19 protein-coding genes and 1 pseudogene are annotated in these 23,493 nt (G+C 71.5%); 4 read left to right on the top strand and 16 right to left on the bottom strand.

Going from position 1 to position 23,493, the window contains the following annotated elements:
• Positions 1-2: 2 nt before the first annotated feature.
• The 8 genes from MRQ36_RS16935 to MRQ36_RS16900 form a co-directional block, all read right to left on the bottom strand.
• Entirely contained in the window at positions 3-1,232 is a 1,230-nt protein-coding gene (locus MRQ36_RS16935) for an ABC transporter permease (protein ID WP_374251142.1), read from the bottom strand.
• A gap of 98 nt (positions 1,233-1,330) precedes the next feature.
• The gene (locus MRQ36_RS16930; RefSeq protein ID WP_308194971.1) at positions 1,331-2,878 is read right to left on the bottom strand and encodes an ABC transporter ATP-binding protein; all 1,548 of its coding nucleotides are present in this window, start codon (positions 2,876-2,878) and stop codon (positions 1,331-1,333) included.
• A 264-nt stretch (positions 2,879-3,142) separates the two neighbouring features.
• Positions 3,143-4,213, bottom strand: coding sequence for a BMP family protein (locus tag MRQ36_RS16925; protein WP_242801169.1), 1,071 nt, complete (start codon positions 4,211-4,213; stop codon positions 3,143-3,145).
• Positions 4,214-4,490: 277 nt separating this feature from the next.
• Positions 4,491-4,832: a hypothetical protein gene (locus MRQ36_RS16920; RefSeq protein WP_242796686.1), complete on the bottom strand. Its 342-nt coding sequence runs from the start codon at positions 4,830-4,832 to the stop codon at positions 4,491-4,493.
• A gap of 174 nt (positions 4,833-5,006) precedes the next feature.
• Complete coding sequence (locus MRQ36_RS16915; RefSeq protein ID WP_242796684.1) at positions 5,007-6,818, bottom strand: glycoside hydrolase family 13 protein; 1,812 nt, start codon at positions 6,816-6,818, stop codon at positions 5,007-5,009.
• Positions 6,819-7,027: 209 nt separating this feature from the next.
• On the bottom strand, positions 7,028-7,927 hold the full coding sequence (locus MRQ36_RS16910; protein ID WP_242796682.1) for a sugar ABC transporter permease: 900 nt from the start codon (positions 7,925-7,927) through the stop codon (positions 7,028-7,030).
• Complete coding sequence (locus MRQ36_RS16905; protein WP_242796680.1) at positions 7,924-9,564, bottom strand: ABC transporter permease subunit; 1,641 nt, start codon at positions 9,562-9,564, stop codon at positions 7,924-7,926. Before MRQ36_RS16905 ends, MRQ36_RS16910 begins: the two co-directional genes overlap by 4 nt.
• Positions 9,564-10,820, bottom strand: a complete 1,257-nt coding sequence (locus MRQ36_RS16900; RefSeq protein ID WP_242796678.1) for a maltose ABC transporter substrate-binding protein — start codon at positions 10,818-10,820, stop codon at positions 9,564-9,566. The genes MRQ36_RS16905 and MRQ36_RS16900 overlap by 1 nt, the downstream gene beginning before the upstream one ends.
• Positions 10,821-11,018: 198 nt before the next feature.
• Between MRQ36_RS16900 and MRQ36_RS16895 the strand changes: the two genes are divergently transcribed.
• On the top strand, positions 11,019-12,101 hold the full coding sequence (locus MRQ36_RS16895; RefSeq protein ID WP_242796675.1) for a LacI family DNA-binding transcriptional regulator: 1,083 nt from the start codon (positions 11,019-11,021) through the stop codon (positions 12,099-12,101).
• Between the two features lie 203 nt (positions 12,102-12,304).
• On the top strand, positions 12,305-13,942 hold the full coding sequence (locus MRQ36_RS16890) for a glycoside hydrolase family 13 protein (protein WP_242796673.1): 1,638 nt from the start codon (positions 12,305-12,307) through the stop codon (positions 13,940-13,942).
• Positions 13,943-14,089: 147 nt separating this feature from the next.
• Here MRQ36_RS16890 and MRQ36_RS16885 read toward each other — a convergent pair whose 3' ends face one another.
• From MRQ36_RS16885 to MRQ36_RS16860, 6 genes and pseudogenes are all read right to left on the bottom strand, one after another.
• A complete protein-coding gene (locus tag MRQ36_RS16885; RefSeq protein WP_242796671.1) occupies positions 14,090-14,533 on the bottom strand; it encodes a hypothetical protein in 444 nt (147 codons plus the stop codon).
• 185 nt (positions 14,534-14,718) lie between these two features.
• Positions 14,719-15,078, bottom strand: a pseudogene (locus MRQ36_RS33330) (GntR family transcriptional regulator); the annotation flags it as partial.
• A 1-nt stretch (position 15,079) separates the two neighbouring features.
• Positions 15,080-16,027, bottom strand: coding sequence for a YhjD/YihY/BrkB family envelope integrity protein (locus MRQ36_RS16875; protein WP_242796669.1), 948 nt, complete (start codon positions 16,025-16,027; stop codon positions 15,080-15,082).
• Positions 16,028-16,084: 57 nt separating this feature from the next.
• A complete protein-coding gene (locus tag MRQ36_RS16870) occupies positions 16,085-16,669 on the bottom strand; it encodes a 2'-5' RNA ligase family protein (protein WP_242796667.1) in 585 nt (194 codons plus the stop codon).
• 23 nt (positions 16,670-16,692) lie between these two features.
• On the bottom strand, positions 16,693-17,718 hold the full coding sequence (gene trpS / locus MRQ36_RS16865) for a tryptophan--tRNA ligase (protein ID WP_242796666.1): 1,026 nt from the start codon (positions 17,716-17,718) through the stop codon (positions 16,693-16,695).
• 33 nt (positions 17,719-17,751) lie between these two features.
• Positions 17,752-18,777 (bottom strand): hemolysin family protein, encoded by a 1,026-nt coding sequence (locus MRQ36_RS16860; RefSeq protein WP_242796665.1) that lies wholly within the window; start codon positions 18,775-18,777, stop codon positions 17,752-17,754.
• Between the two features lie 143 nt (positions 18,778-18,920).
• Between MRQ36_RS16860 and galE the strand changes: the two genes are divergently transcribed.
• Entirely contained in the window at positions 18,921-19,928 is a 1,008-nt protein-coding gene (gene galE, locus MRQ36_RS16855; RefSeq protein WP_242796664.1) for a UDP-glucose 4-epimerase GalE, read from the top strand.
• Entirely contained in the window at positions 19,925-21,103 is a 1,179-nt protein-coding gene (gene galK, locus MRQ36_RS16850) for a galactokinase (RefSeq protein ID WP_242796663.1), read from the top strand. The genes galE and galK overlap by 4 nt, the downstream gene beginning before the upstream one ends.
• A gap of 112 nt (positions 21,104-21,215) precedes the next feature.
• Here the strand turns inward: galK and cysN are convergent, their stop codons facing one another.
• Positions 21,216-22,526 carry a sulfate adenylyltransferase subunit CysN gene (gene cysN, locus MRQ36_RS16845; RefSeq protein ID WP_242796662.1) on the bottom strand — a complete coding sequence of 437 codons (1,311 nt, stop codon included), beginning with the start codon at positions 22,524-22,526 and terminating at the stop codon, positions 21,216-21,218.
• Positions 22,526-23,437, bottom strand: coding sequence for a sulfate adenylyltransferase subunit CysD (gene cysD / locus MRQ36_RS16840; protein ID WP_242796660.1), 912 nt, complete (start codon positions 23,435-23,437; stop codon positions 22,526-22,528). Before cysD ends, cysN begins: the two co-directional genes overlap by 1 nt.
• Positions 23,438-23,493: the final 56 nt, after the last annotated feature.

Genomic DNA, 23,493 nt, shown 5'->3' with positions numbered 1-23,493 from the left:
CCTTACCAGCCCTTCGCCAGGCTCGTCTGCAACCGGGCGGCGCGGGCGGCCCGGAGCTGGAAGATCGCCTTCACCAGGGCCGGTGCGGCGATGAAGATGACGATCAGCGCCTGGAGCACGGTGACCAGCTCCAGCGAGATCCCCGAGTACGACTGCATCCGGTTGCCACCGGCCTGCAGCGCGCCGAAGAGCAGCGCCGCGAGCAGCACGCCCCACGGCTTCACCCGGCCGAGCAGGGCGACCAGGATGCCGTCGAAGCCGATCTGCGCGATCACCTCCGGAGTGAGCGCGTCCGCGGTCGAGCCGAGCACCATGTTCGAGCCGCCGAGGCCGGCGAGCAGACCGGCGACCACCATGATCAGCACGTACGTCCGGGTGACGCTGATGCCGGCGGTCCGCGCGGCGTCCGGGTTGGCGCCGACCGCCCGCAGCTCGAAGCCGAGCGTGGAGCGGTTGAGCAACCAGGCGACGAACCAGGTGGCGAGCACCGCGAGCAGGATGCCGGCGTGCACCCGTAGGTCCGCGCCGAGCAGCCGGGGCAGTTGGGCGGACGACTCGACCGGCTTGCTGATCGCGTCCGCCCGGGCCGGGTCCTTCACCGCGTTCTGGACGAGGATCCAGGACAGGAAGTAGACGGCGACGTAGTTGAGCATGATCGTGTTGATCACCTCGTGGGCGCCGGTGCGCGCCTTGAGGATGCCCGGGATGAAGCCCCAGAGCGCGCCGCCGACCGCACCGGCGAGCAGCGCGACGAGCAGGTGCAGCACCGGGGGCAACGGCAGCGCGAAGCCGGCGACCGCGGCGAGGATGACGCCGATGATGGCCTGACCCTGGGCGCCGATGTTGAACAGGCCGCCGCGGAACGCCAGCGCCACCGACAGGCCGGTGAAGACCAGTGGCGCGGTATAGGTGAGGGTCTCCGAGATCGGGCCCAGCGCCGCCGTGAAACCGGAGGCCTCCGGGTCGAAGACCGCGCCCTTGAACAGGTTCGCGTACGCCTCGCTGACCACCGTCCAGCTGGAGGTCAGCGCGTCGGCCGGGCGGGCGGTGATGTAGCCGTAGGTGGCCAGCACCTCGGGATCCGACACGATGATCAGGATCGCGCCGATCACCATCGCCAGCACCAGCGCCAGCAGGGTGACGGTCACCGTGTTGGCGGCCCAGAGATTGTCCAGGAACAGCCGGCCCAGCGAGGGACGGGGCTCCTCGTCGGGCCGCTTCGGGGCGGTCATCGCCGCGGCACGGTCGGTGCCGCCTCCCACGCTCTCCGCCACCTGCGCCTCGGTCGCCGGCTCCTTGTCCGGGGAGCCGGACACCGGGTTCGGGTTGCTCATGCCTCGTCCTCAGTACCAGGGCCCTCGGGGGCCGGGGCCACGGTGCCGTCGGCAGCGCCGGCCGGGCTGGCCGTGCCGGCGGTGTCGCCGCCGGCGGCGTCCGGGGTGATGCCGGCCATCAGCAGGCCGATCTCCTCGCGCGGGGTGTCCGGGCCGACGATGCCGATGATCCGGCCGCGGTACATCACCGCGATCCGGTCGGCCAGGCCGATCACCTCGTCCAGTTCGCTGGAGACGACCATGACGGCGGTGCCGACGTCACGCTCGCGGATGACCCGGCCGTGGATGAACTCGATCGAGCCCACGTCCACGCCCCGGGTCGGCTGGGCGGCGATCAGGAGCTTCAGCGGCCGGGACAGCTCCCGGGCCACGATCACCTTCTGCTGGTTACCACCGGAGAGGGTGCCGACCGATGCGTCGGCCGAGGAGGTACGGATGTCGAACTGCTCGATCCGCTCCCCCGCCGACTTCTCGATCGCGTCCGGCTTGAGTGAGATCCCCTTGCCGAACGGCGGCCGGTCGTAGATGTCCAGCACCAGGTTCTCCGCGACGGAGAACTCCTTGACCAGGCCGTCGACGCTGCGGTCCTCGGGGACGTAGCCGACCCCGGCGCGGAGCACCTTCTTGGTGGACCAGCCGTGCACGGGCTGCCCGTCGAGGGTGACCGTGCCGGCGAGCACCGGCCGCAGGCCCATGATCGCCTCGATCAGCTCGGTCTGGCCGTTGCCCTGCACACCCGCCACGCCGAGCACTTCACCGGCGTGCACGGTCAGGTCCACGCCGTCCACCGCCCGGATGTGCCGGTCGTCGTCGACGACCAGGCCGGCGACCTCCAGGATCGGCTTGCCGGGGGTGGCCGGCTGCTTGTCGACGGTCAGCCGGACGCTGCGCCCCACCATCAGGGCGGCCAACTCGTCCCGGCTCGCCTCGGGGGAGGCGGTGCCGACCGTCTTCCCGCGCCGGATCACCGTGATCCGGTCGGCGATCGCCTTGACCTCGCCGAGCTTGTGGGTGATGAACACGATCGACTTGCCGGCCGCCTTCAGCGACCGCATGACCGTGAGCAGTTCCTCGGTCTCCTGCGGGGTGAGCACGGCGGTCGGCTCGTCCAGGATCAGCAGGTCGACGTCGCGGGTGAGCGCCTTGACGATCTCCACCCGCTGCTGGATGCCGACCGGCAGGTCCTCGATCACCGCGTCCGGGTCGACCCGCAGGTTGTAGCGCTCGGAGACCTCGGCAACCTCGCGCCGGGCCCGCCGCCGGTCCAGGAAGCCGGCGATGCCGCCCCGGACCTGCTCGGCGCCGAGCATGATGTTCTCGGCCACGGTGAAGACCGGCACCAGCATGAAGTGCTGGTGCACCATGCCGATCCCGGCCGCGATGGCGTCCGACGGGCCCTTCAGCTTCAGCGGCTTCCCGTCCACCAGGATCTCGCCCTCGTCGGGCTGGTAGAGCCCGTAGAGGACGTTCATCAGGGTGGACTTGCCGGCACCGTTCTCGCCGAGCAGGGCGTGAATCTCTCCAGGCTCCACCGTCAGGTCGATGTGGTCGTTGGCGACCAGATCACCGAACCGCTTGGTGATGCCGCGCAGTTCGAGTCTCAGCGCAACCTCCTGGAGTGCGAGCGAGGGTGTGCAGCGTAGCCGCTGCCTGGCCGGCCGCCCGGGGCGGGCCGGCCGAGGGGTGGAGCGGATCGGCCGCCCCGGCGGTCGCGGGTCTCCCCACGTACGCCGGAGCGGCCGATCGTCATGCCTGGTGCCCGCCGGCCCCCGCTGCCGATGTTTCCACCGCGAGGGCCGGACGGATGGTCACTTGGTCGGCTGGGCCTTCGAGGTGACCGTGATGGTGCCGGCGGCGATGTCCGCCTTGAGCTTCTCGACCTCGGCCTTCAGGTCCGCGGGGACCTTGCTGTCGAAGTCGTGGTACGGGGCGATCGAGACACCGTTGTTCGCCAGGGTGCCGACGAAGCCGGGCTTGGCAGCCAGCTTCTCGCCACCGGCGGCCTTGAGCACGGCCTCCTTGACGGCGTCCGGGATGTTCTTGACCACGGTGGTCAGCAGCGCGGCGCAGTCCGGGGTGCTCTCGCAGCCGTCGACGTCCACCCAGATCACCGAGAACTTGCCGCCGGAGGCCTTGGCCGCGGCGGTGGTGCCGAGGCCCGCGCCACCGGCAACCGGCATGATGATGTCCGCGCCCTGGGCGACCAGGGTGTCGGAGACCTTCTTGCCGTCGTCCTGCTTGGTGAACGAGTTGGAGAAGGAACCCTTCTGGGTCGCCTTGTCCCAGCCCAGCACCTGGACGTTCTTGCTCTTGGCCTTGTTGTAGTAGGCCACGCCGTCGACGAAACCGTCCATGAAGATGGTGACCGGCGGGATCGGGATGGCACCGTAGGTGCCGACCTTGCCGGTCTTGCTCATCCCGGCGGCCAGGTAGCCGGCCTGGAAGGCCGCCTGGGCGGTGTCGAACTGCATCGGGTAGACGTTGTCCACGCCCGGGTTCGCGTCGACGATCGCGAACTGCTGGTCCTTGTGCGCCTCGGCGGCCTTGGTGGTGGCCTTGGCCATCAGCCCACCGACGGCCAGGATGAAGTCGCACTTCTGGTTGACGTAGCCGTTGAGGTTGACCTCGTAGTCCGCCTCGGCCTTCGACGCGACGTACTTGGCGTCGATGTTGCTGTTCTCCTTCGCCGCCTCCTGCAGGCCCTTCCAGGCCGAGGTGTTGAAGGACTTGTCGTCGATGCCGCCGACGTCGGTCACCATGCAGGCGCTGTACTTCTTGCCGCCGTTGCCACCGGCGTTGTTGTCGTCCTTGGGGGCCTCACCACATGCGGCGGCGCCCAGCACGAGCCCACCCGCCACGAAAGCGGAGGCGATCCGCATCCCACGCACAGAGCGCAAGACGTCTCCTTCCCATTGCACACCGCGTTCAAAGCGGTGGCAGCCCTTGAGCCGGCCTGCCCTGCGCCGCCGGCGTCCCACGTTACGGACGGGAGCGTACGCCCGCGCCCACCCACCGGCCGACAATCGTGCACGACTGTTGAGTGCCTGTTACCCCTACGTAACCCTTGGGTGGGCCAGATCACTTTTCGTGTCGTGCTCGTTCCGGATCGGTGTCACGAACGTCCGGTTTCCCGCGGCCTTTCCGCTGGTCGGAGCGCTACCGCCAGAAGACCGCCACAGCCGCGTTGACCAGGGTCAACCCGACAATGGCGAGGAAGTGGCCACGGGCCACGGACTCCCGCTTACGGGAGAAGAAGACCATGACAAAGATCAGCAACGCGAGCACCAACTTGGTAACAAGTTTGGCCGGTGCCGGCTCGTCGCCGTCGCGCAGCGGCGCGGCGAGGCCCAGACCGGTCAGCAGACCGATCACCGAGCCCCAGAGCATGGCCGGGTTGATCCGCAGCCGACCGCCGACGTACTGGGCGATCGAGCCGCCGAGCAGCAGCGCGAACCCGATCAGATGGACGTAGAGGAGTACCAACCGGAGAGCTTCCACGCGGGCCATCCTCCCCCATCAACGACGGTGTGTAGTAGCCGGCCCGCCGAGTGATCCCATACCGTGACCCGGGCGGCCAGCGCGCCGGGACGACCGGCCCCGGACCCGGAACTAGTGGCCTCCCTGGCGTCGGAAGGCCACTGGCTCACGGTACGAGCGCGATCTCCCGCGCGGTCAGCCCAGGCGCCAGACCTGGAAGGTGGGGCCGTCGGCGGGTAGGGCGACCGTGCCGTCGGCGTCGGGACGCAGGGCGGGCGCGCCGCCGTACACGTTCTCCCCGGCCGGGAGGCCGGCCAGCCGGACCGGGGCGCCGGCCGCCCGGCGGGCCAGCACCAGCACCGCGCCGGTCGGCGCCTCCCGCAGGAAGACCAGGGTGTCCGCGTCGGCGTGCACCCAGCGCAGGCCACCGTGCCGCAGCGCCGGCTCGCCGCGCCGCAGCGCCAGCAGCGACCGGTACGCGGAGAACGTGCGCCGGTCCCAGCTCTCCGGCCGGTGCCACGGCATCGGGGTGCGCGAGCCCTCCCCGTTGGTGCCGGTCAGCCCCAGCTCGTCACCGGCGAAGACCACCGGGGTGCCCGGCATGGTGGCGAGCAGTCCGGCGGCCACCTCCTGCCGGGCGGCGTCGCCGACCACGGTCCGGATCCGGGCCGAGTCGTGCGAGCCGAGCAGCTGCCACGAGTGCACGTACGACCGCCACGAGATCAGCGACCGGTAGGTGTTCATGGTGGCCAGCACCGCGCCCGCGTCCCGCCGTCGGACCCCGCCCGGGGTGCCGAGGAAGTTCGGCACGGGGTCGTCGCCGTGCCGCAGCCAGGACCAGACCGGGTCGGTGAAGCCGACGTAGTTCATGGTGCCGTGCCAGCCGTCCCGGTCCAGGTCCCCGGTGTGGTCGTGACCGTGCTCGGCGAGCAGCAGCCCGTCTGGGCGGGTGTCGGCGACCACCTCACGCAGCAGCCGCGCCACCTCGTGGGTGTACGCGTCCGCACCGCGCCGGCCGGTCATGTTGGCCACGTCGACCCGCCAGCCGTCCAGCCCGTACGGCGGGCGCAGCCAGCGACGCAGCAGCGAGTCCTCGGCGGTGGCGAAGCGGCGGCGCAGCTCGGCGCTGCCCCAGTTCAGCTTCGGCAGCGACTTCACGCCGTTCCAGGACTCATAGTCCCCGCCGGGCAGGTCGAAGTAGTACAGCTCCCGTTCGTCGGCGTGCACGTCGGAGACGGCGCGGGTGAACCACTCGTGCGCGTCGCCGGTGTGGTTGCTGGTGATGTCGCCGAGCAGCCGCCAGCCGCGGGCGCGGACCGCGTCGGCGAGCCGGGCCAGGGCGGCGTCCCCGCCGAGCAGCGGGTCGACGGTGTCGAAGCTGGCCGCGTCGTACCGGTGGTTGGAGCGGGCCGGGAAGATCGGGGTGAGGTAGACGGTGTTCACGCCGAGCCGGTCCAGGTGGTCCAGCTTCGCCGTGATGCCGTCCAGGTCACCGCCGTAGAACTGGTACGGGGTCTCCGGGCCGCGCCCGATGACGGGGGTGTCCCAGTCGCAGGGGATGGCCCAGTCCGGTGGGGTCCGGCCGTCGGCGGCGGCGGAGCGGGCGAACCGGTCCGGGAAGATCTGGTAGATCACCGCGTCCCGCGCCCAGGCCGGCGGCGGGGCGTGGCTGACCAGCTTGAAGTCACCGTTGTCGGGCACGTCGTGGTCGACGAGCCCGGCGGCGTTCAGCCAGCGGTAGCCCGTCGTGCCGGTGAGCATGAAGCGGTAGTTGCTGACCGGGTTGCGGACCTCGACGTCGGCCCGCCACCAGACGTCGCCGCCCTCGGTGCGGTCGACGGTGGCCTCGGCGAAGTGCGGCTCGCCGTCCCCGGTGGTCCGGACGTGCACCTGGCGGACGTCGGCGCCCGCCGGCACCCGGACGAAGACCGGCACGGTCTCCCCGAGCCCGGGTTCCTGCTCGGGGACGTAGGTCGCGGATCCGTCGTGGTGCGGCTGCAGGGACATGACGATGCCTTTCGCGTCGGTCGGACGGGGAGATGAGTGGGTCGCCCGCCGCGACCGGTCTCCCGGCCGCGGCGGCCAACCCGAAACTGCTCCGGTGTACGTCGTCCCGACGCCCTTGCCGCAGCGCTGCTTGTCGGGGTGGGATCAGTGGCCGGTCCGGACCCGGACCACTGTCCTCGCCCTCCGCGGAGGGCGCCCACCCATCGAATTCATCCCTTTACTGCTCCAGCTGTCAGGCCGGAGACGATGTAGCGCTGGAGGATCTGGAACACCAGCACCGTGGGGATGGCGGTGAGCAGGGTGCCCGCCGCGAACATCCCGAAGTTGTTGTTGCGCTCACCGGCCACCAGGCCGAACATGCCGACCGCGAGGGTCTTCGAGTTCGGCTCGGTGAGGAACACGTTGGCGATGATGAACTCGTTGATCGAGCCGATGAAGGCGAGCAGGCCGGTCACCGCCAGGATGGGCGCCACCAGCGGCAGCATGATCCGGAAGAAGACCTGCACGTGCGAGGCCCCGTCCATCGTCGCCGACTCGTCCAACTCCTTCGGCAGGGTGTCGAAGAAGCCCTTCATCAGCCAGGTGTTCGCGCCCAGCGCGCCACCCATGTAGAGCAGGAAGAGGCCCCACGGGGTGTTGAAGCCGATCGCCGGGTACAGGTCGGTGATCGTCGTGAAGATCAGGAAGATCGCCACGATGGCCAGGAACTGCGGGAACATCTGGATCAGCAGCAGCGTGAGCAGCCCGACCCGGCGGCCGGCGAAGCGCATCCGGGAGAACGCGTACGCCGCGAGCGAGGAGAGGAAGATCGACGCGAAGCTGGCCACCCCCGCCAGGAGCAGCGAGTTGAGGAACCAGTGCCCGAAGGCCGTCTTCTGGAACAGGTTGGTGAAGTTCTCCACCGACGCGCCGGTCGGCAGCAGCTCCGTCGAGGAGAGCGTGCCGAGCGGGTTGAGCGCCGCGGAGATCACGAACAGGATCGGGAAGATGCTGAACGCCACCGCCAGGATCCCGACCAGGTGCCGCCAGCCCACCCGGACGAACCAGCGGTTCTTCGACTTCCCGGTCGCGTTGCGGTTGGCGATCGGGGCGTCCGCGTAGGTGGTCACGAGTAGACCTCCTCCTGCTTGCGGGTCCGGGCGAAGCTGACCGCAGACACCGTGGCCACGATCGCGAAGATGAAGATCGAGACGGCGGCCGCCAACCCGAACTCGGCGCCCTGGGCACCGAAGGCGAGCCGGTAGGTGTAGGTGATCAACAGGTCGGTGGCGCCGTTGGCCGGGTTGTCCGGCGCGAACGGGCCGCCCTCGGTGGTCAGCAGGATCGCGTTGACGTTGTTGAAGTTGTACGCGAACGACGCGATCAGCAGCGGCGAGAGCGCGACCAGCAGCAGCGGCAGGGTGACCGCCTTGAACGACTGCCAGGGCGACGCGCCGTCGACCGAGGTGGCCTCGGTCAGCTCCCGCGGGATCGCCTGGAGCGCGCCGGTGGCCACCAGGAACATGTACGGGTAGCCGAGCCAGAGCTGCACCAGCAGCACCGCGATCCGGGCCGACCAGCTACCGCCGAACCAGTCGACGCCGACCCCGAAGAGGTTGTTGATCAGACCGAAGTCGGTGTTGAACATGTCCCGCCAGACCAGCAGCATCGCGAACGACGGCATGGCGTACGGCAGGATCAGCAGCACCCGGTAGAAGTTGGTGCCCTTCATCCGGGGCGAGTGCAGGGCGAGGGCGATGGCCATGCCGAGCAGGAAGGTGAAGCCGGTGGAACCGAGCGCGAAGGCGAAGTTCCAGGCCAGCGTGCCGAAGAACGGCCCGGAGATGCCGGGGTCGGTGAGCACCCGGCTGAAGTTCTGCAGCCCGACGGCGACCTTCCAGCCCTGGGTGAGCCGGTCGCCGTCCGCCGCGACGAAGGAGCCGGTCGCCTCGTCGGCGGCCCAGGTCTTGCCGCTCTCGCTGTCCTTGATGCAGTCGCACCCGGCGTCGTACGCCCGGATGGCCTTGCCCTCGTAGGCGCGGGACAGGCCGGAGGAGCGCAGCGCGCCGCCGGCGGTGGGGACCACCAGGTCGGTGATCTCCTTGCTGCGGGCGCTGGCCTGGCCGAAGTTGAGCACGGTGTAGCCGTCGGCGGCGGTGACCTTGCCGGTCGGGGTGACCGTGAACTGGCCGGGGTCGAGCTTGCGCAGCCCACCGGCGTCACCGGCGGAGACCTCACGGGTCTTCGGGTCGGTGACCAGGAAGACCAGCGGGCCGGTGGCCGGGTCGCCCTTGGTGGCGATGGAGAGCGCGTACTCGGCGGAGCCGGGGACCTGCTTCACCGAGGAGCTCTGGATGGCGACGATCGCGTCGTCCTTGCTGCCGCGGTGGCCGTCGCCGAAGTTCGTGAAGGCGGTGCTGGCGGTGTAGAGCACCGGGAAGATCTGGAAGGCGATCAGGAAGAGCGTGCCGGGGACCAGGTACTTCGCCGGGATGTGCCGCCGGGTGAGGTAGAGGTAGAACAGGACGGCGGTGGTGGCCACCAGGATGGCCAGGCCGGTCCACATCTTGGCCTCGATGAGCGGGAAGGCCGCCCAGAGCGCGATCCCGGCCACCAGGCCGAGCAGGACCACCTTGACGATGAGGCCGGTCAGGGTGATCGGCGCGTGGTTCCGCGCGGTACGGGACTTGCGCGGGAGCCCGGAGCCGACGGGCTCCCGGCCCGGGTTCCGCGTGGCGGAACCCGGGCCGGACAGCGACGTGCTCATTACTTGATCTGACCCTGGATGGTCTTGCCAGCGGCCGTGATCGTCTTGGCCGGGTCGGCGCCACCGATGATGGCGGCCTCCGCCTTGCCGAACGGGTCCCAGATCGCGGCCATGGCCGGGATCGCCGGGAGCACCTGGCCGTTCTTACCGGCCTCGGAGAACTTCGCCAGGTCCGGGTCCTCGCCCTTGACCTGGTCGAAGGCGGCGGTCAGCGCCGGCGGGCGCGGCTCGGCCTTGTAGAGCGCGACGGCCAGCTCGGGCTTGGTCACGTAGTTGCTGACGAACTCCTGGGCCAGGGCCTTGTTCTTGCCCTTGGCGGCGACGTAGAACGCCTGGACGCCCACGAACGGCTGGGCCTCCTTGCCACCGGCGAAGCCGGGGACCGGGGAGATGTCGTACTTGATGCCGGCCTTCTTGGCGTCGGCGATGGCCCACGGGCCGGAGACCAGGAAGGCGCACTTCTTGCCGGTGAAGGTGGCGATGGAGTTCTCGCCGGTGATGGAGCGCTTCAGCGCACCGTCGCCCTTCTCGCCGAGCTTGGCGATCTTCTGGAAGGCCGCGATCGACTCCGGCTTGCCCACGCCCAGGTCCTTCGGGTCGTAGTCGCCGTTGGCGCCGGTGCCGAAGAGGTAGCCGCCGCCGGAGGTGTACAGCGGGTAGATGTGGTACGCGTCGCCGTTCTGGCCGGACTGGAGGCAGAGGATCTCGCTGGCCTTCTTGTCGGCCTTGAGCTTCTTGCCGGTGGCGACCAGGTCCTCGATCGTCTTCGGCGCCTCGGGGGCCAGCTCGGTGTTGCGGATCAGCGCGATGTTCTCGGTCGCGTAGGGCACGCCGTAGAGCTGACCGTTGAAGGTCACCGCCTTGATGGCGGTCTCGTTGAACGCGCTCTTCTGCTCGGCGGCGAGCTGAACCGGGTCGATGGCGCCGTTCTGGACCAGGTTGCCGATCCAGTCGTGCGCGCCGACCACGACGTCCGGGCCGCTGCCCTGCTGGGAGGCGGTGACGAAGTTGGTCTGCAGGTCCTTGGAGACGGCCTGCACCTCGACGGTGACGCCGTTCTCCTGGCCGAACTGCTCGGCGAACGGCTTGAGGGCCGCGGTCCGCTTGTCGTCGGCCCAGATGACCAGCTTGCCGCTCGCGCCCGCCGGCTTGGCGGACTCCTTGGCGGCCGGCTTGTCGCTGTCGCTACCGCCACAGCCGGAGGCGGCGAGCGCCAGGCCGAGGACGGCGACCACACCCGCGGTACGGATGCGCATCGGTACTCCTGTCGTCATGGCGGCCCGCCGGGGGAAGGGCGGCCCGCCAGTGGAAAGCTCTGAAAGTTCTTGCCGACCGGCGCCGGGGTGCTGCGCCGCTGCTCTCGCATGTTGCGGGGACGTTAGCAAGAGGTTGCAGAGAATGGAAGGGCTTGCAGAAGTGTACGCAAGAACTTGCCCTTGAGCTAAAGTGCCGCCATGCGCGCTCGACTGTCCGACATCGCCCAACAGGCCGAAGTCAGCGAGGCCACGGTGTCGCGGGTGCTCAACGACCGCCCCGGAGTGGCCCCCGAGACCCGGCAAGCCGTCCTGACCGCCCTCGACGTGCTCGGCTACGAGCGCCCCGCCCGGCTGCGCAAGCGCAGCGCGGGCCTGGTCGGCCTGGTGGTGCCGGAGCTGGAGAATCCGATCTTCCCGGCGTTCGCCCAGGTCATCGAGTCGACGCTGGCGCAGAGCGGCTTCACACCGGTGCTGTGCACCCAGACCCCCGGCGGCGTCACCGAGGACGAGTACGTCGAGATGCTGCTGGACCGGCAGGTCTCCGGGATCGTGTTCGTCTCCGGGCTGCACGCCGACACCGCGGCCAACCACGACCGCTACCGGGCGCTGATCGCCCGGCCGCTGCCGGTCGTCATGATCAACGGGTACGCCCCCGGCATCCCCGCCCCCTTCGTCTCCTGCGACGACCGGGAGGCCACCGAGCTGGCCGTCGCCCACCTGGTCGCGCTCGGGCACCGGCGGATCGGCCTGATCACCGGTCCGGACCGGTTCGTGCCCGTGCAGCGCCGGGTGGCCGGCTTCCGGGCGGCCGTGCCCCGGCTCGCCGGCGTGCCGGAGAGCGAGCTGGACGACCTGGCCGAGCTCTCGCTCTTCGGCGTGGAGGGCGGCGAGGCCGCCGCCGGCCGGCTGATCGAGCGCGGCGTGACCGGCATCGTCTGCGGCTCCGACCTGATGGCCCTCGGCGCCATCCGGGCGGCCCGGCAGCGCGGGCTCGCCGTACCGGAGGACGTCTCCGTGGTCGGCTACGACGACTCGCCGCTGATGGCCTTCACCGACCCGCCGCTGACCACCATGCGCCAGCCGGTCGCGGCGATGGCGGTGGCCGCCGTCCGGGCGCTGGTCGACGAGATCAACGGACACGCCGCCCCGCACTCGGAATACCTGTTCCGTCCCGAGCTGGTGGTACGCGGCTCCACCGCGGTGCTGCGCCAGCCGGCCGCGGCGCACCCCGGTGCCACCCGGCAACGGCCGTCCGCCGCCACCCTCGCCGTCCCGGCCTGACCTGCCACCGCCCGCAGCCCGCGTCCTGCCCAGTGGGACGGCACGGCGGGCGACCGCGGGCTGACCGATGGGTGACGGGCATCATTTCTTGCGCAAGGAATGCTTGACTCTTGCAGCGTCAGCGCGGCATCCTGCTCTGACACCCGCGCCCACCACCCACGCCCGCGCGGCGGTCCCGCGCCAGAGAACGGGGTTCGACACCGATGACCTCCGCCCCCACCCCCACCCCGCTGACCTCCGACGACGACTGGTGGCGCTCCGCGGTCGTCTACCAGGTCTATGTCCGCAGCTTCGCCGACGCCAACGGTGACGGCGTCGGTGACCTCCAGGGCATCCGGGAACGCCTGCCGTACCTGCGGGACCTCGGGGTGGACGCGCTCTGGCTGACCCCCTTCTACACCTCGCCGCAGATCGACGCCGGCTACGACGTCGCCGACTACCGCGACGTCGACCCGCTCTTCGGCACGCTCACCGACTTCGACGCGATGATCACCGACGCGCACGCGCTGGACCTGCGGATCATCGTGGACCTGGTGCCGAACCACACCTCCAGCGCGCACCCCTGGTTCACCGCCGCCCTGGCCGCCGCGCCGGGCTCCCCGGAACGGGCGCGCTACCTCTTCGCCGACGGCAAGGGCGAGCAGGGCGAGCTGCCGCCGAACGACTGGGAGAGCATCTTCGGCGGTCCCGCCTGGACCCGGGTGCCGGACGGCCAGTGGTACCTGCACCTGTTCGACCCGGCCCAGCCCGACCTGAACTGGCGACACCCCGAGGTGCGCGCCGAGTTCGAGGACGTGCTGCGCTTCTGGCTCGACCGGGGCGTGGACGGCTTCCGGATCGACGTGGCCCACGGCATGATCAAGGCCGAGGGGCTGCCGGACGTCGGCTTCAACTCGATGACCACCGGGCGGCGCCAGTCCGAGCTGCTCGGCAAGGGCCGGCTGCCGTACTTCGACCAGGACGAGGTGCACGACATCTACCGCGCCTGGCGGCCGATCCTGGACAGCTACCCGGGCGGGCGGATGGCGGTCGCCGAGGCGTGGGCGGAGACCCCGCAGCGGCTGGCCCGCTACATCGGCCCGGACGAGCTGCACCAGGCGTTCAGCTTCGACTTCCTCGACGCCACCTGGTCGGCCGACTCGTTCCGCAAGGTGGTCGACACCGCGCTGGCCGAGTCGACCATCGTCGGCGCCCCGACCACCTGGGTGCTCTCCAACCACGACCGGCAGCGCCACGTCACCCGCTACGGCGACGGCGAGGTCGGCCTGCGCCGCGCCCGCGCCGCCGCCCTGCTGATGCTCTCCCTGCCCGGCTGCGCCTACGTCTACCAGGGCGAGGAGCTGGGCCTGCCCGAGGTGCTGGACATCCCCGACGAGCTGCGCCAGGACCCGGCGTTCCTGCGCACCGGCGAGAGCCGGGACGGCTGCCGGGTGCCGATCCCGTGGAGCGGCGAGCTGGCCCCGTACGGCTTCGGTCCGGCCAGCAGCGAGCTGAGCTGGCTGCCGGCCCCCGCGACCTGGCGTGCCCTCTCGGTGGCCGCCCAGACCGGCGTGCCCGGCTCGACCCTGGAGCTCTACCGGGCGGCCCTGCGGATCCGGCACGCGCACCCGGCGCTGGCCGGCACCACCGGCGGGATCACCTGGCTGGAGACCGAGCCCGGCGTGCTGGCGTTCCGGCGCGCCGCCGGGGACACCGAGCTGACCTGCGTGGTCAACCTCAGCGGCGCCGAGGTCACGGTCGCCGGCTACGGCCGGCCCCTGGTGGCCAGCGCCGACCTCACCGAGCGGGGCGACGGACACGTCCTGCCGGTGGACGCAGCTGCGTGGTTCGAACGGCGCTGAGCCGGGTAACCCGCCATTGACCTGGTCGTCCGTTGTGCCCCGCGCCGACGGGCGGCTGGGCTACCGACCCCTTGTGGTGGGGGGTGAGGTGGCGCCGGCGCCTCGGGGAGTCCGCTTCCCGGGGTGCCGGCGTCCGTCTGGGCCCCCTCAGGCGCCCCTGGTCCGCAGCAGCTCCGCGATCCGGGCGAAGCCGTCCCGCAGCTCCGCCTCGCTCGGCGCGACCACCCGTTCGGGGGCCGGCTCCCGCTCGGCGGCCAGCTCCAGCTCCTCGTCGATGACGTCTTCAAAGTCGCCGTAGAGGTCCGCCTCGTCGGTCCGGGCGGCCTCGTCCTCGGCGGCGATCTGCGCGGCGGCGATCTCACCCCGGATCTCCTCGGCCGAGAGCGCCGGCAGCAGCGGCTCGACCACCGCCATCAGCTGTTCCTCCGCCACCACCGCCTCGGCCAGGGCGAGCGCGTGCGGTCGCTCGTACGGCCCGCAGACCACCGGCTCCCACTCGTCGGCGTCACCGAGCGGCCCGAAGGTGATGATCCACGGCAGCCCCAGCATCGGCGAGTCGTCCGGCAGGTCCAGCGTCACGAGTGCCCCCACGGCCCCATCATGGTCGACCCCACCCCGAACGTGGACCCCATTCACCTGATCTCCCCCTCCTCCCCTCCCCCGAGATCCGCGCAGATTCTCCGAAAGAGTGCCCTCCGGGGCGCGGGAGACGACAGTTTCTCTGAATTTGCCGGCGGGTGGGGCGGGGGTGGGGGTGGGGGTGGGGGTGGGTCAGGGGTGGGGGTGGTGAGGGCGGCGCGGACGAGGGCGAGGGCGCGGTCCGGGGGGACGCCGAGGCGGGCCGCCTCGGCGGCGTACTCGGTGGCGGCGCGGTGCAGGCGGTCGATCGCGTCGTCGCGGCCGGGGGCCACCACCGTCCCGTGCCGGCCCCGGGTCTGCACCAGCCCGGCCGTCTCCAGTTCCCGGTACGCCCGGGCCACCGTGTTCACCGCCAGCCCGAGGTCGCCGGCGAGCTGCCGGACGGCCGGCAGCCGGGTGCCGACCGCCAGTCGACCGTCGCCGATCATTGCGGCGAACTGCGCCCGCACCTGCTCGTACGGCGGCACCGCCGAGAACTGGTCGATCTTGATCCGCACCTCAGCCCGCCCCTCCCGGCGCACCCGGATCGGTGTCCGGGTCGATCTCGTCCGCCTCCACGTCCACCTCGGCCGCCGCCGCGCCCCCCTCGGCCAGGTCCACCACCCGACCGGCCCGGCTGGTCGCCGCCAGGGCGGCCCCGAAGAGCACCAACTGGTTGAGCAGATAGAGATAGAGCAGCAGCCCCACCGCCGTCGCCACCACGGTGTACGCGGGGTTCCGCTCGGTGCGTACCACGTAGTAGCGGCCGACGGTGTTCAGCAGGGTGATCCCGACGGCGACCAGCAGCACCACCGGTCGCAGCCGGCGGCGGCTCATCCGCAGCCGGGGCACCGCCACCAGCAGCGCGGTCGCCAGCACCGCGTTGACCAGGATGCTGAGCACCGCGCTGATCGTGGTCAGGCCGACCGACCCGGTGCTGCGCAGCAGGAACCGCAGCACCGACTCCAGCGCGTCGACGGCGGCCACCGACACCCCGAGCATCACGAAGACCGCCACCAGCACACCGAGGTCGACCAGGCGGCGGACCACCAGGTTGCCGGGCTGCTGGTTGAGCCCGTACATCAGCCGCTGCGAGGACCGGATCGCCTCCACCCAGCCGATGCCGGTGAAGACCAGGATGACCAGACCGATCACCCCGACGGTGTTGCTGCTCTGGGCGATCTGCTGCGGGTCGAGGAAGGGCAGGTTCTCCTCGAGGAATCCGGCGGCGGCGGCGCTGACCTCGTCGTTGTCCTGCAGGATCGCCCCGAAGACCCAGTACGCCACCAGCGCGAGCGCGAAGACCGCGAAGAAGCCGTAGTAGGCGATGGCCGCGGCGAGTCGACCGGCCAGCACGTCGGTGTAGAGCGTGCCGGCCCGCCACAGGTGGTCGAAGGTCGCCGAGCGGTCGCGTACCGCGTCGATCCGGCGTTCCAGGCCGGCCTCGATCCGGCCGATCACGTTCACCCCGTCATCCTCGCCGATCCGTCGGTGGCGCGCGGGCAGGCGGGCCGGCTGGTCAGCTCAGCCGCCGAGGCGGAAGTCGCGGCGCGGCTGCCACCGGGTCTGCCCGCTGTGCGAGAAGAGGGTGAACGCCTCGACCTCGAAGAGCGCCGAGAAGTCGGCCAGGTCCTCGTACGCCCGGTCCAGCGCTTCCGGCGCGACGTCCTGGGCCACCGTCACGTGCGGGTGGTAGGGGAAGCGGGTCTCCCGGTGCAGTTCGGGGGCGGCCCGGATCGCGGCGGCCAGCAGCTCGCACTCGCTGATCCCGGCCGCGACCGTCACGAAGACCACCTGGGTCACCGGCCGGAACGTGCCGGTGCCGCGCAGGTGCAGGGTGAACGGCAGGTGCGCGGCGGCCACCGTGGCGAGGTGCGTCTCCACGGTCGGCAGCGCCGCCACCGGGATCTCGGTCGGCCCGAGCAGGGTGACGTGGGCCGGCACCACCTGCGGGTCACCGGCCTCGACCCGGCGGCGGGTGAGGATGCCGCCCCAGGGCTCGGGGATGTCCACCGCGATCCCGATCTGGATCGTGTCACCGACCTCCGGTGCCCCGTCCCTGTGATCCACGCTCCGCGCCACCCCTCCGGCCACCGACTGCGTTCCCACCCGTTCCCGTCGCGCCCGGCCCGCTAGTGGACGCGGACCGGCGGGAAGAACCCGACCCGCTCGTACGCCGTCCGCAGCGTCTCCGCCGCGACCGCGCGGGCCTTCTCCGCGCCCTGCGCGAGCAGCTTGTCCAGCTGGGCCGGGTCGTCCAGATAGCCGCGGGTGCGCTCCTGGATCGGGGTGACGAAGTCCCGCACCACCTCGGCGAGGTCCTTCTTCAGGTCGCCGTAACCCTTGCCCGCGTACGCGGCCACCAGGTCGTCGATGCCCCGGCCGGAGAGCGCGGAGTAGATGGTGAGCAGGTTGGAGATGCCGGGCTTGCCCTCGGCGTCGAAGACGATGTCGCGGCCGGTGTCGGTGACCGCGGAGCGGATCTTCTTCGCCGAGCGGGCCGGCTCCTCCAGCAGGTCGATGATGCCGGCCGGCGAGGAGGACGACTTCGACATCTTGGCCGTCGGGTCCTGCAGGTCGGTGATCTTCGCGGTGTCCTTGACGATGTGCGGCGACGGGACCGTGAAGGTGGACCCGAACAGCGAGTTGAACCGCTGCGCCAGGTCGCGGGAGAGTTCCAGGTGCTGGCGCTGGTCCTCGCCCACCGGGACCGCGTGGGCCTGGTAGAGCAGGATGTCCGCGGCCTGCAGGATCGGGTATGTGAAGAGGCCGACGCTGGACCGCTCGCTGCCCTGCTTCTGCGACTTGTCCTTGAACTGGGTCATCCGGCTGGCCTCGCCGAAGCCGGTGATGCAACCCAGCACCCAGGCCAGCTGCGGGTGCTCCGGCACCTGCGACTGGACGAAGAGCGTGCTGCGCTCGGGGTCGAGGCCGACCGCGAAGAGCTGGGCCGCGGCCACCCGGGTGCGCTGCTTGAGCACCTTCGGGTCGTGCCCGGCGGTGATCGCGTGCAGGTCGACCACGCAGTAGAACGCGTCGTGGGTGTCCTGCAGGGCCACCCAGTGTCGTACCGCGCCCAGGTAGTTGCCGAGGTGGAACGAGTCGGCCGTCGGCTGGATGCCGGAGAAGACGCGGGGGCGGGCGGGTACGTCGGGCATGCCGGCAATTCTGTCAGCAAGGCACGGCGTACGTCATGACGGGCCGGCGCGTCGGGTCCCGGCCGGCGCCGCCGGGGCCGTGACCTCGCGCCGCTGCTCCGGCAGGCGGGCCGCGGAGACGGCGAGCCGGGACACCCGCCGACCGTCCAGGGCCAGCACCCGCAGCAGCCAGCCGCCGGGCGGATCGTCCGGGTCGGTCCCGCCGGGGCCGTCGGCGCCGGGGGTCACCGGGACCTCGTCGCCGGCCACCGGGAGCCGGCCCAGGGCGGCCATCACGTACCCGCCGACCGTCTCGTAGGGACCGGCGGGCAGCGGTACGCCGGTGCGTTCGGCGAAGTCGGCGAGGTTGAGCCGGCCGTCGACGACGGCGGGCAGGCCCGCGTGGGCCGGGTCGGGTGCGCTGTCGTACTCGTCGTGGATCTCGCCGACCAGTTCCTCGATCAGGTCCTCGCAGGTGACGATGCCGGCGGTGCCGCCGTACTCGTCGACCACCACGGCGAGGTGGTGGCCCTCGCGGCGCATCTCGGTGAGCGCGGCGAGCACCCGCTTGCTGCCGGGCAGCTGCTTGACCTCACGGGTCAGCTCCCCGATGGTGGTGCACGGGTCGCGGTCGGGGCGTAGCAGCACGTCGCGCAGGTGGACGAAGCCGACCACGTCGTCGTGGGTGCCGTCGACCACCGGGTAGCGGGTGTGCGGCTCGGCCCGGACGAGGCGTTCCGCCTCGGCGATGGTGAGCCGCGCGGAGAGGAAGACGACCTCGGTGCGGGGCATCATCACCTCGCGGACCAGGCTCACGCCGGCGACCAGCACCTCGTCGATGATCCGCCGCTCGTCGGGGTCGAGCACGGTGTTCGCGGCGACGAGGTCGCGCAGTTCGGCCTCGCTGATCTGCTCCCGGCCGGCGGTGGGGCTGGCCCCGAGCAGGTCGGTGACGAGTCTGGTGGCCCCGTCCGCGGCGCGGACCACGAGCCGGGCGACGGTCCTGGCGACCGGGCCGGGTTCGCGTCGCGGCCGTCCCGGCGGTCGTCGCCGGGATCCGGGAGCGCCTGCTTCCCGCATGACAAGGATGGTAGACAGCCGGTGCCCGACGGCCGCCCTGATGTTTGGATCTGTTCAGTCGTGGCGGATTATGATGGAATACCGGCGGAGAGCGTGGGCGCCGGGCCCCGCCGTAGGGTGACCACGGACGGCCGCGGCGGGACGTGGCCAGGCAGGAGGAACCCGACGTGAAACTGCTCGTCACCGGCGGCGCCGGCTACATCGGCAGCGTGGTGACCCGGATGCTGCTCGACAACGGCCACGACGTGACGGTCCTCGACGACCTGCGGACCGGGCACCGGGAGGCACTCGCCCCCGAGGCGACCCACGTCGACCTGCCGATCCACGAGGCCGCCCGGGTGCTCACCCCGGACGCCGGCTTCGAGGGCGTGCTGCACTTCGCCGCGCTGATCGCCGCCGGCGAGTCGATGCTCAAGCCGGAGCTGTACTGGCACACCAACACGATCGGCTCGCTCGCCCTGATCGACGCGGTCCGCGCCGCCCGGGTGCGCCGGATGGTCTTCTCCTCCACCGCCGCCGTCTACGGCAACCCCACCGAGCTGCCCATCCCGGAGACCGCCGTCAAGGCCCCCACCAGCACCTACGGGGCCACCAAGCTGGCCGTCGACATGGCACTCACCTCCGAGACGATCGCCCACGACCTGGCCGCCGTCTCGCTGCGCTACTTCAACGTCGCCGGGGCGTACCTGCACGGCGACCACGCCATCGGCGAGCGGCACGACCCGGAGACGCACCTCATCCCCATCGCCCTCCAGGTGGCCGCCGGCAAGCGGGAGAAGCTCCAGCTCTTCGGCGACGACTACCCCACCGTCGACGGCACCTGCGTCCGCGACTACATCCACGTCGAGGACCTGGCCCGGGCCCACCTGCTGGCGCTGACCGCCGCGGTGCCCGGCCGGCACCGGATCTACAACCTCGGCAACGGCAACGGCTTCACCAACCGCCAGGTGGTCGAGGCGGTCCGCGAGGTCACCGGCCACCCGGTGCCGGTCGAGGTGGCGCCCCGCCGCGAGGGCGACCCCGCCGAGTTGGTCGCCTCGTCCGCGCTGGCCCACGAGGAGCTGGGCTGGGTGCCGGCCAAGCCGACCCTCCAGGACATGATCGGCGACGCCTGGGCCTTCTACCGCAGCAACGTGCTGGAGCAGCGATGACCGACCAGGGCACGGCCCTCGACGCCGTCGCGGCCCGCGCCACCGCCGGCTTCCGGCAGCGGTACGGCACCGAGCCGGCGGGCCGCTGGGCGGCTCCCGGCCGGGCCAACCTGATCGGCGAGCACACCGACTACAACGACGGTTTCGTGCTCCCCTTCGCGCTGCCCCTCGGCACGGTGGTCGCCGCCGGTCCGCAGGAGGGCGACCGGTGGACCGTCTGGTCCGAGCTCTCCGACACCCCGGTCGAGTTCGACGCCGCCGAGGCCGACGAGCCCGGCCGGGTCACCGGCTGGGCCGCGTACGTGGCCGGGGTGGTGTGGGCGCTGCGCGCCGCCGGTCACCCCGTGCCGGGCGCCCGGCTCGCCATCGCCTCCGACGTGCCGGTCGGCTCCGGGCTCTCCTCCTCGGCGGCCATCGAGGCGGCGGTGCTCGCCGCGTGTGTCGACCTGGGTGGACTGGACCTGCCCGCCGACCGGTGGCCCCGGCTCGCCCAGCGCGCCGAGAACGACTACGTCGGCGCGCCCACCGGGATCCTCGACCAGTCGGCGGTGATCCGCTGCCGGGCCGGGCACGCGCTCTTCCTGGACTGCCGCAGCGAGGAGGTCGAACACATCCCGTTCGACCTGGCCGCCGCCGGGCTGACCGTGCTGGTGATCGACAGCCGCGCCCCGCACCGGCACGCCGACGGCGAGTACGCCTCCCGGCGAAAGTCCTGCGAGCGGGCCGCCGCGCAGCTCGGGGTGCCCGCCCTGCGGGACGTGGCCACCGACGGCCTGGACGCCGCGCTGGCCCGGCTCGACGACGACGAGACCCGCCGCCGGGTCCGGCACGTGGTCACCGAGGACCAGCGGGTGCTCGACACCGTCGCGCTGCTGCGCGCCGGCCGGGTACGCGACATCGGCCCGCTGCTGACCGCCTCGCACGCCTCGATGCGGGACGACTTCGAGATCACCGTGCCCGAGATCGACACCGCCGTCGAGGCGGCCCTGGCCGCCGGCGCGTACGGGGCCCGGATGACCGGCGGCGGTTTCGGCGGCTGCGTCCTCGCCCTGGTCGACGCGTCCGCCGCCGACACGGTGGCGGACGCCGTCGCCGCCGCGTACGCCGCCCGCGGCTTCACCGCCCCGGGCACCGTCACCGTCACCCCCGCCCCCGGCGCCCACCGCCTCGACTGACCGGCCACCCCCACCCCGGTCCACCCCGGCGCCCTGATTCACGGAAAGAGTGGCCATCCAGGCTCGGATGGCCACTCTTTCCGTGAATCTGCGTCCTCGCAGAGGGGTGCGGTCAGGCGGCTTCGACGATCATGCCGGCGCCGACGGTGCGGTTGGTGGTCTCGTCGATGATGACGAAACCGCCGGTGGTGCGGTTGCGGCGGTACTCGTCCGCGAGCAGGGGGACGGTGGTGCGCAGGCGGACGCGGCCGATCTCGTTGAGCTTCAGCTCGGCCGCCGCCTCGTCCCGGTGCAGCGAGTTGACGTCCAGCCGGTAGTGCAGCCCTCGCACGATCGCCCGCGCCGAGCGGGTGGTGTGCTTGATCGCGTACCGGCCGCCGACCTGGAGCGGGCGGGTCTCGTCCATCCAGCAGACCATCGCCTCGATGTCCTGCGCCACCGACGGGGCGTTGTTCGGCCGGCAGATCATGTCGCCGCGCGAGATGTCGATCTCGTCGGTCAGCCGCACCGTCACCGACATCGGCGGGAACGCCTCGTCGACCGGGCCGTCGGCGGTCTCCACCGAGGCGATCCGGCTGGTGAAGCCGGACGGCAGCACCATCACCTCGTCGCCGGCCTTCAGCACGCCGGAGGCCACCTGACCGGCGTAACCCCGGTAGTCGGTGACGGTGGTGGACTGCGGACGGATCACGTACTGCACCGGGAAGCGGACGTCGACCAGGTTGCGGTCGGACGCGATGTGCACCCGCTCCAGGTGGTGCAGCAGCGACGGGCCCTCGTACCAGGGCATGTTCTCCGAGCGGGTGACGATGTTGTCACCCTGCAGCGCGGAGATCGGCACCACGGTCAGGTCCGGTACGTCGAGCTTCGCGGCGAACGCGGTGAACTCGTCCGCGATCCGCTCGAACACCTCCTGCGACCAGTCCACCAGGTCCATCTTGTTGACGCAGAGGACCAGGTGCGGCACCCGCAGCAGCGAGCAGAGGAACGCGTGCCGGCGGGACTGCTCCACCAGGCCCTTGCGGGCGTCCACCAGGATCAGCGCCAGGTCGGCGGTCGAGGCGCCGGTGACCATGTTCCGGGTGTACTGGGTGTGCCCCGGGGTGTCGGCGATGATGAACTTCCGCCGCGGGGTGGCGAAGTAGCGGTACGCCACGTCGATGGTGATGCCCTGCTCCCGCTCGGCCCGCAGACCGTCGGTGAGCAGCGCCAGGTTGGTGTACTCGTCGCCCCGGGCCGCGCTGACCGCCTCCACGGCGGCGAGCTGGTCGGTGAAGAGCGACTTGGTGTCGTACAGCAGCCGGCCGATCAGGGTCGACTTGCCGTCGTCCACACTGCCCGCGGTGGCGAACCGCAGCAGGTCCATGGCCCGCCCCTCGGGCAGCCCGGAGTCGACGGCCGGAGCCGCGGTGTCGACGCTCATCAGAAGTAGCCCTCCCGCTTGCGGTCCTCCATGGCGGCCTCGCTGACCCGGTCGTCACCGCGGGTCGCGCCGCGCTCGGTGATCCGCGTCGCGGCCACCTCCTCGATCACCTTCTCCACCGTGTCGGCGTCCGAGCGGACCGCCGCGGTGCAGGAGGCGTCACCCACGGTGCGGTACCGCACCTGGGCCTTGAACCGCTCCTCGCCCGCCCGGGGGCGGAAGAACTCGTTCACCGCGTAGAACATGCCGTCCCGCTCGATCACCTCGCGCTCGTGCGCGTAGTAGATCGAGGGCAGCGGGATGCGCTCCCGCGCGATGTAGTGCCAGACGTCCAGCTCGGTCCAGTTGGAGAGCGGGAAGACCCGGATCGACTCGCCCGGGTGGTGCCGCCCGTTGTAGAGCGACCACAGCTCGGGACGCTGGTTCTTCGGGTCCCACTGGCCGAACTCGTCGCGGAAGCTGAACACCCGCTCCTTGGCCCGCGCCTTCTCCTCGTCGCGCCGGGCCCCGCCGAAGAGCGCGTCGAAGCGGTGCTTCTCCACCGCCTCCAGCAGCACCGGCGTCTGGATCCGGTTGCGCGTCCCGTCGGCGGCCTCGCGGACCATCCCCTTGGCCAACGCCTCCGGCACGCTCGCCACGATCAGCTGCAGACCCAGCTCGGCCACCCGCTGGTCCCGGTATTCCAGGACCTCGGGGAAGTTGTGGCCGGTGTCCACGTGCATCACCGGGAAGGGGATGTTGGCCGGGGCGAAGGCCTTCTGCGCCAGGCGCAGCATCACGATCGAGTCCTTGCCACCGGAGAAGAGCAGCACGGGCCGCTCCATCTCGGCGACCACCTCGCGCATCACGAAGATGCTCTCCGCCTCGAGCGCGTCGAGGTGGGACACCTGGTATGCGGCGGACGCGGTCATGACACGGGCTCGATTCGCTCGGATCCGCTCATGGGATTCCAGACCTTTCCGGTCGG

The organism is Micromonospora sp. R77 (assembly GCF_022747945.1).
Taxonomy (GTDB): Bacteria; Actinomycetota; Actinomycetes; order Mycobacteriales; family Micromonosporaceae; genus Micromonospora.
The sequence above is the reverse complement of the archived record's forward strand: the minus strand, read 5'-3'. Positions and strand labels throughout refer to the sequence as shown.

Bases quoted from the DNA above. Each gene is read 5' to 3' on its own strand.
- MRQ36_RS16925 (WP_242801169.1), bottom strand. From the start codon at position 4,213: ATGCGGATCGCCTCCGCTTTCGTGGCGGGTGGGCTCGTGCTGGGCGCC.
- MRQ36_RS16905 (WP_242796680.1), bottom strand. From the start codon at position 9,564: ATGAGCACGTCGCTGTCCGGCCCGGGTTCCGCCACGCGGAACCCGGGC.
- MRQ36_RS16900 (WP_242796678.1), bottom strand. From the start codon at position 10,820: ATGCGCATCCGTACCGCGGGTGTGGTCGCCGTCCTCGGCCTGGCGCTC.
- galK (WP_242796663.1), top strand. From the start codon at position 19,925: ATGACCGACCAGGGCACGGCCCTCGACGCCGTCGCGGCCCGCGCCACC.
- trpS (WP_242796666.1), bottom strand. From the start codon at position 17,718: ATGCCCGACGTACCCGCCCGCCCCCGCGTCTTCTCCGGCATCCAGCCG.
- MRQ36_RS16935 (WP_374251142.1), bottom strand. From the start codon at position 1,232: ATGACCGCCCCGAAGCGGCCCGACGAGGAGCCCCGTCCCTCGCTGGGC.
- cysN (WP_242796662.1), bottom strand. From the start codon at position 22,526: ATGAGCGTCGACACCGCGGCTCCGGCCGTCGACTCCGGGCTGCCCGAG.
- MRQ36_RS16860 (WP_242796665.1), bottom strand. From the start codon at position 18,777: ATGCGGGAAGCAGGCGCTCCCGGATCCCGGCGACGACCGCCGGGACGG.
- MRQ36_RS16895 (WP_242796675.1), top strand. From the start codon at position 11,019: ATGCGCGCTCGACTGTCCGACATCGCCCAACAGGCCGAAGTCAGCGAG.
- MRQ36_RS16915 (WP_242796684.1), bottom strand. From the start codon at position 6,818: ATGTCCCTGCAGCCGCACCACGACGGATCCGCGACCTACGTCCCCGAG.
- MRQ36_RS16890 (WP_242796673.1), top strand. From the start codon at position 12,305: ATGACCTCCGCCCCCACCCCCACCCCGCTGACCTCCGACGACGACTGG.
- cysD (WP_242796660.1), bottom strand. From the start codon at position 23,437: ATGACCGCGTCCGCCGCATACCAGGTGTCCCACCTCGACGCGCTCGAG.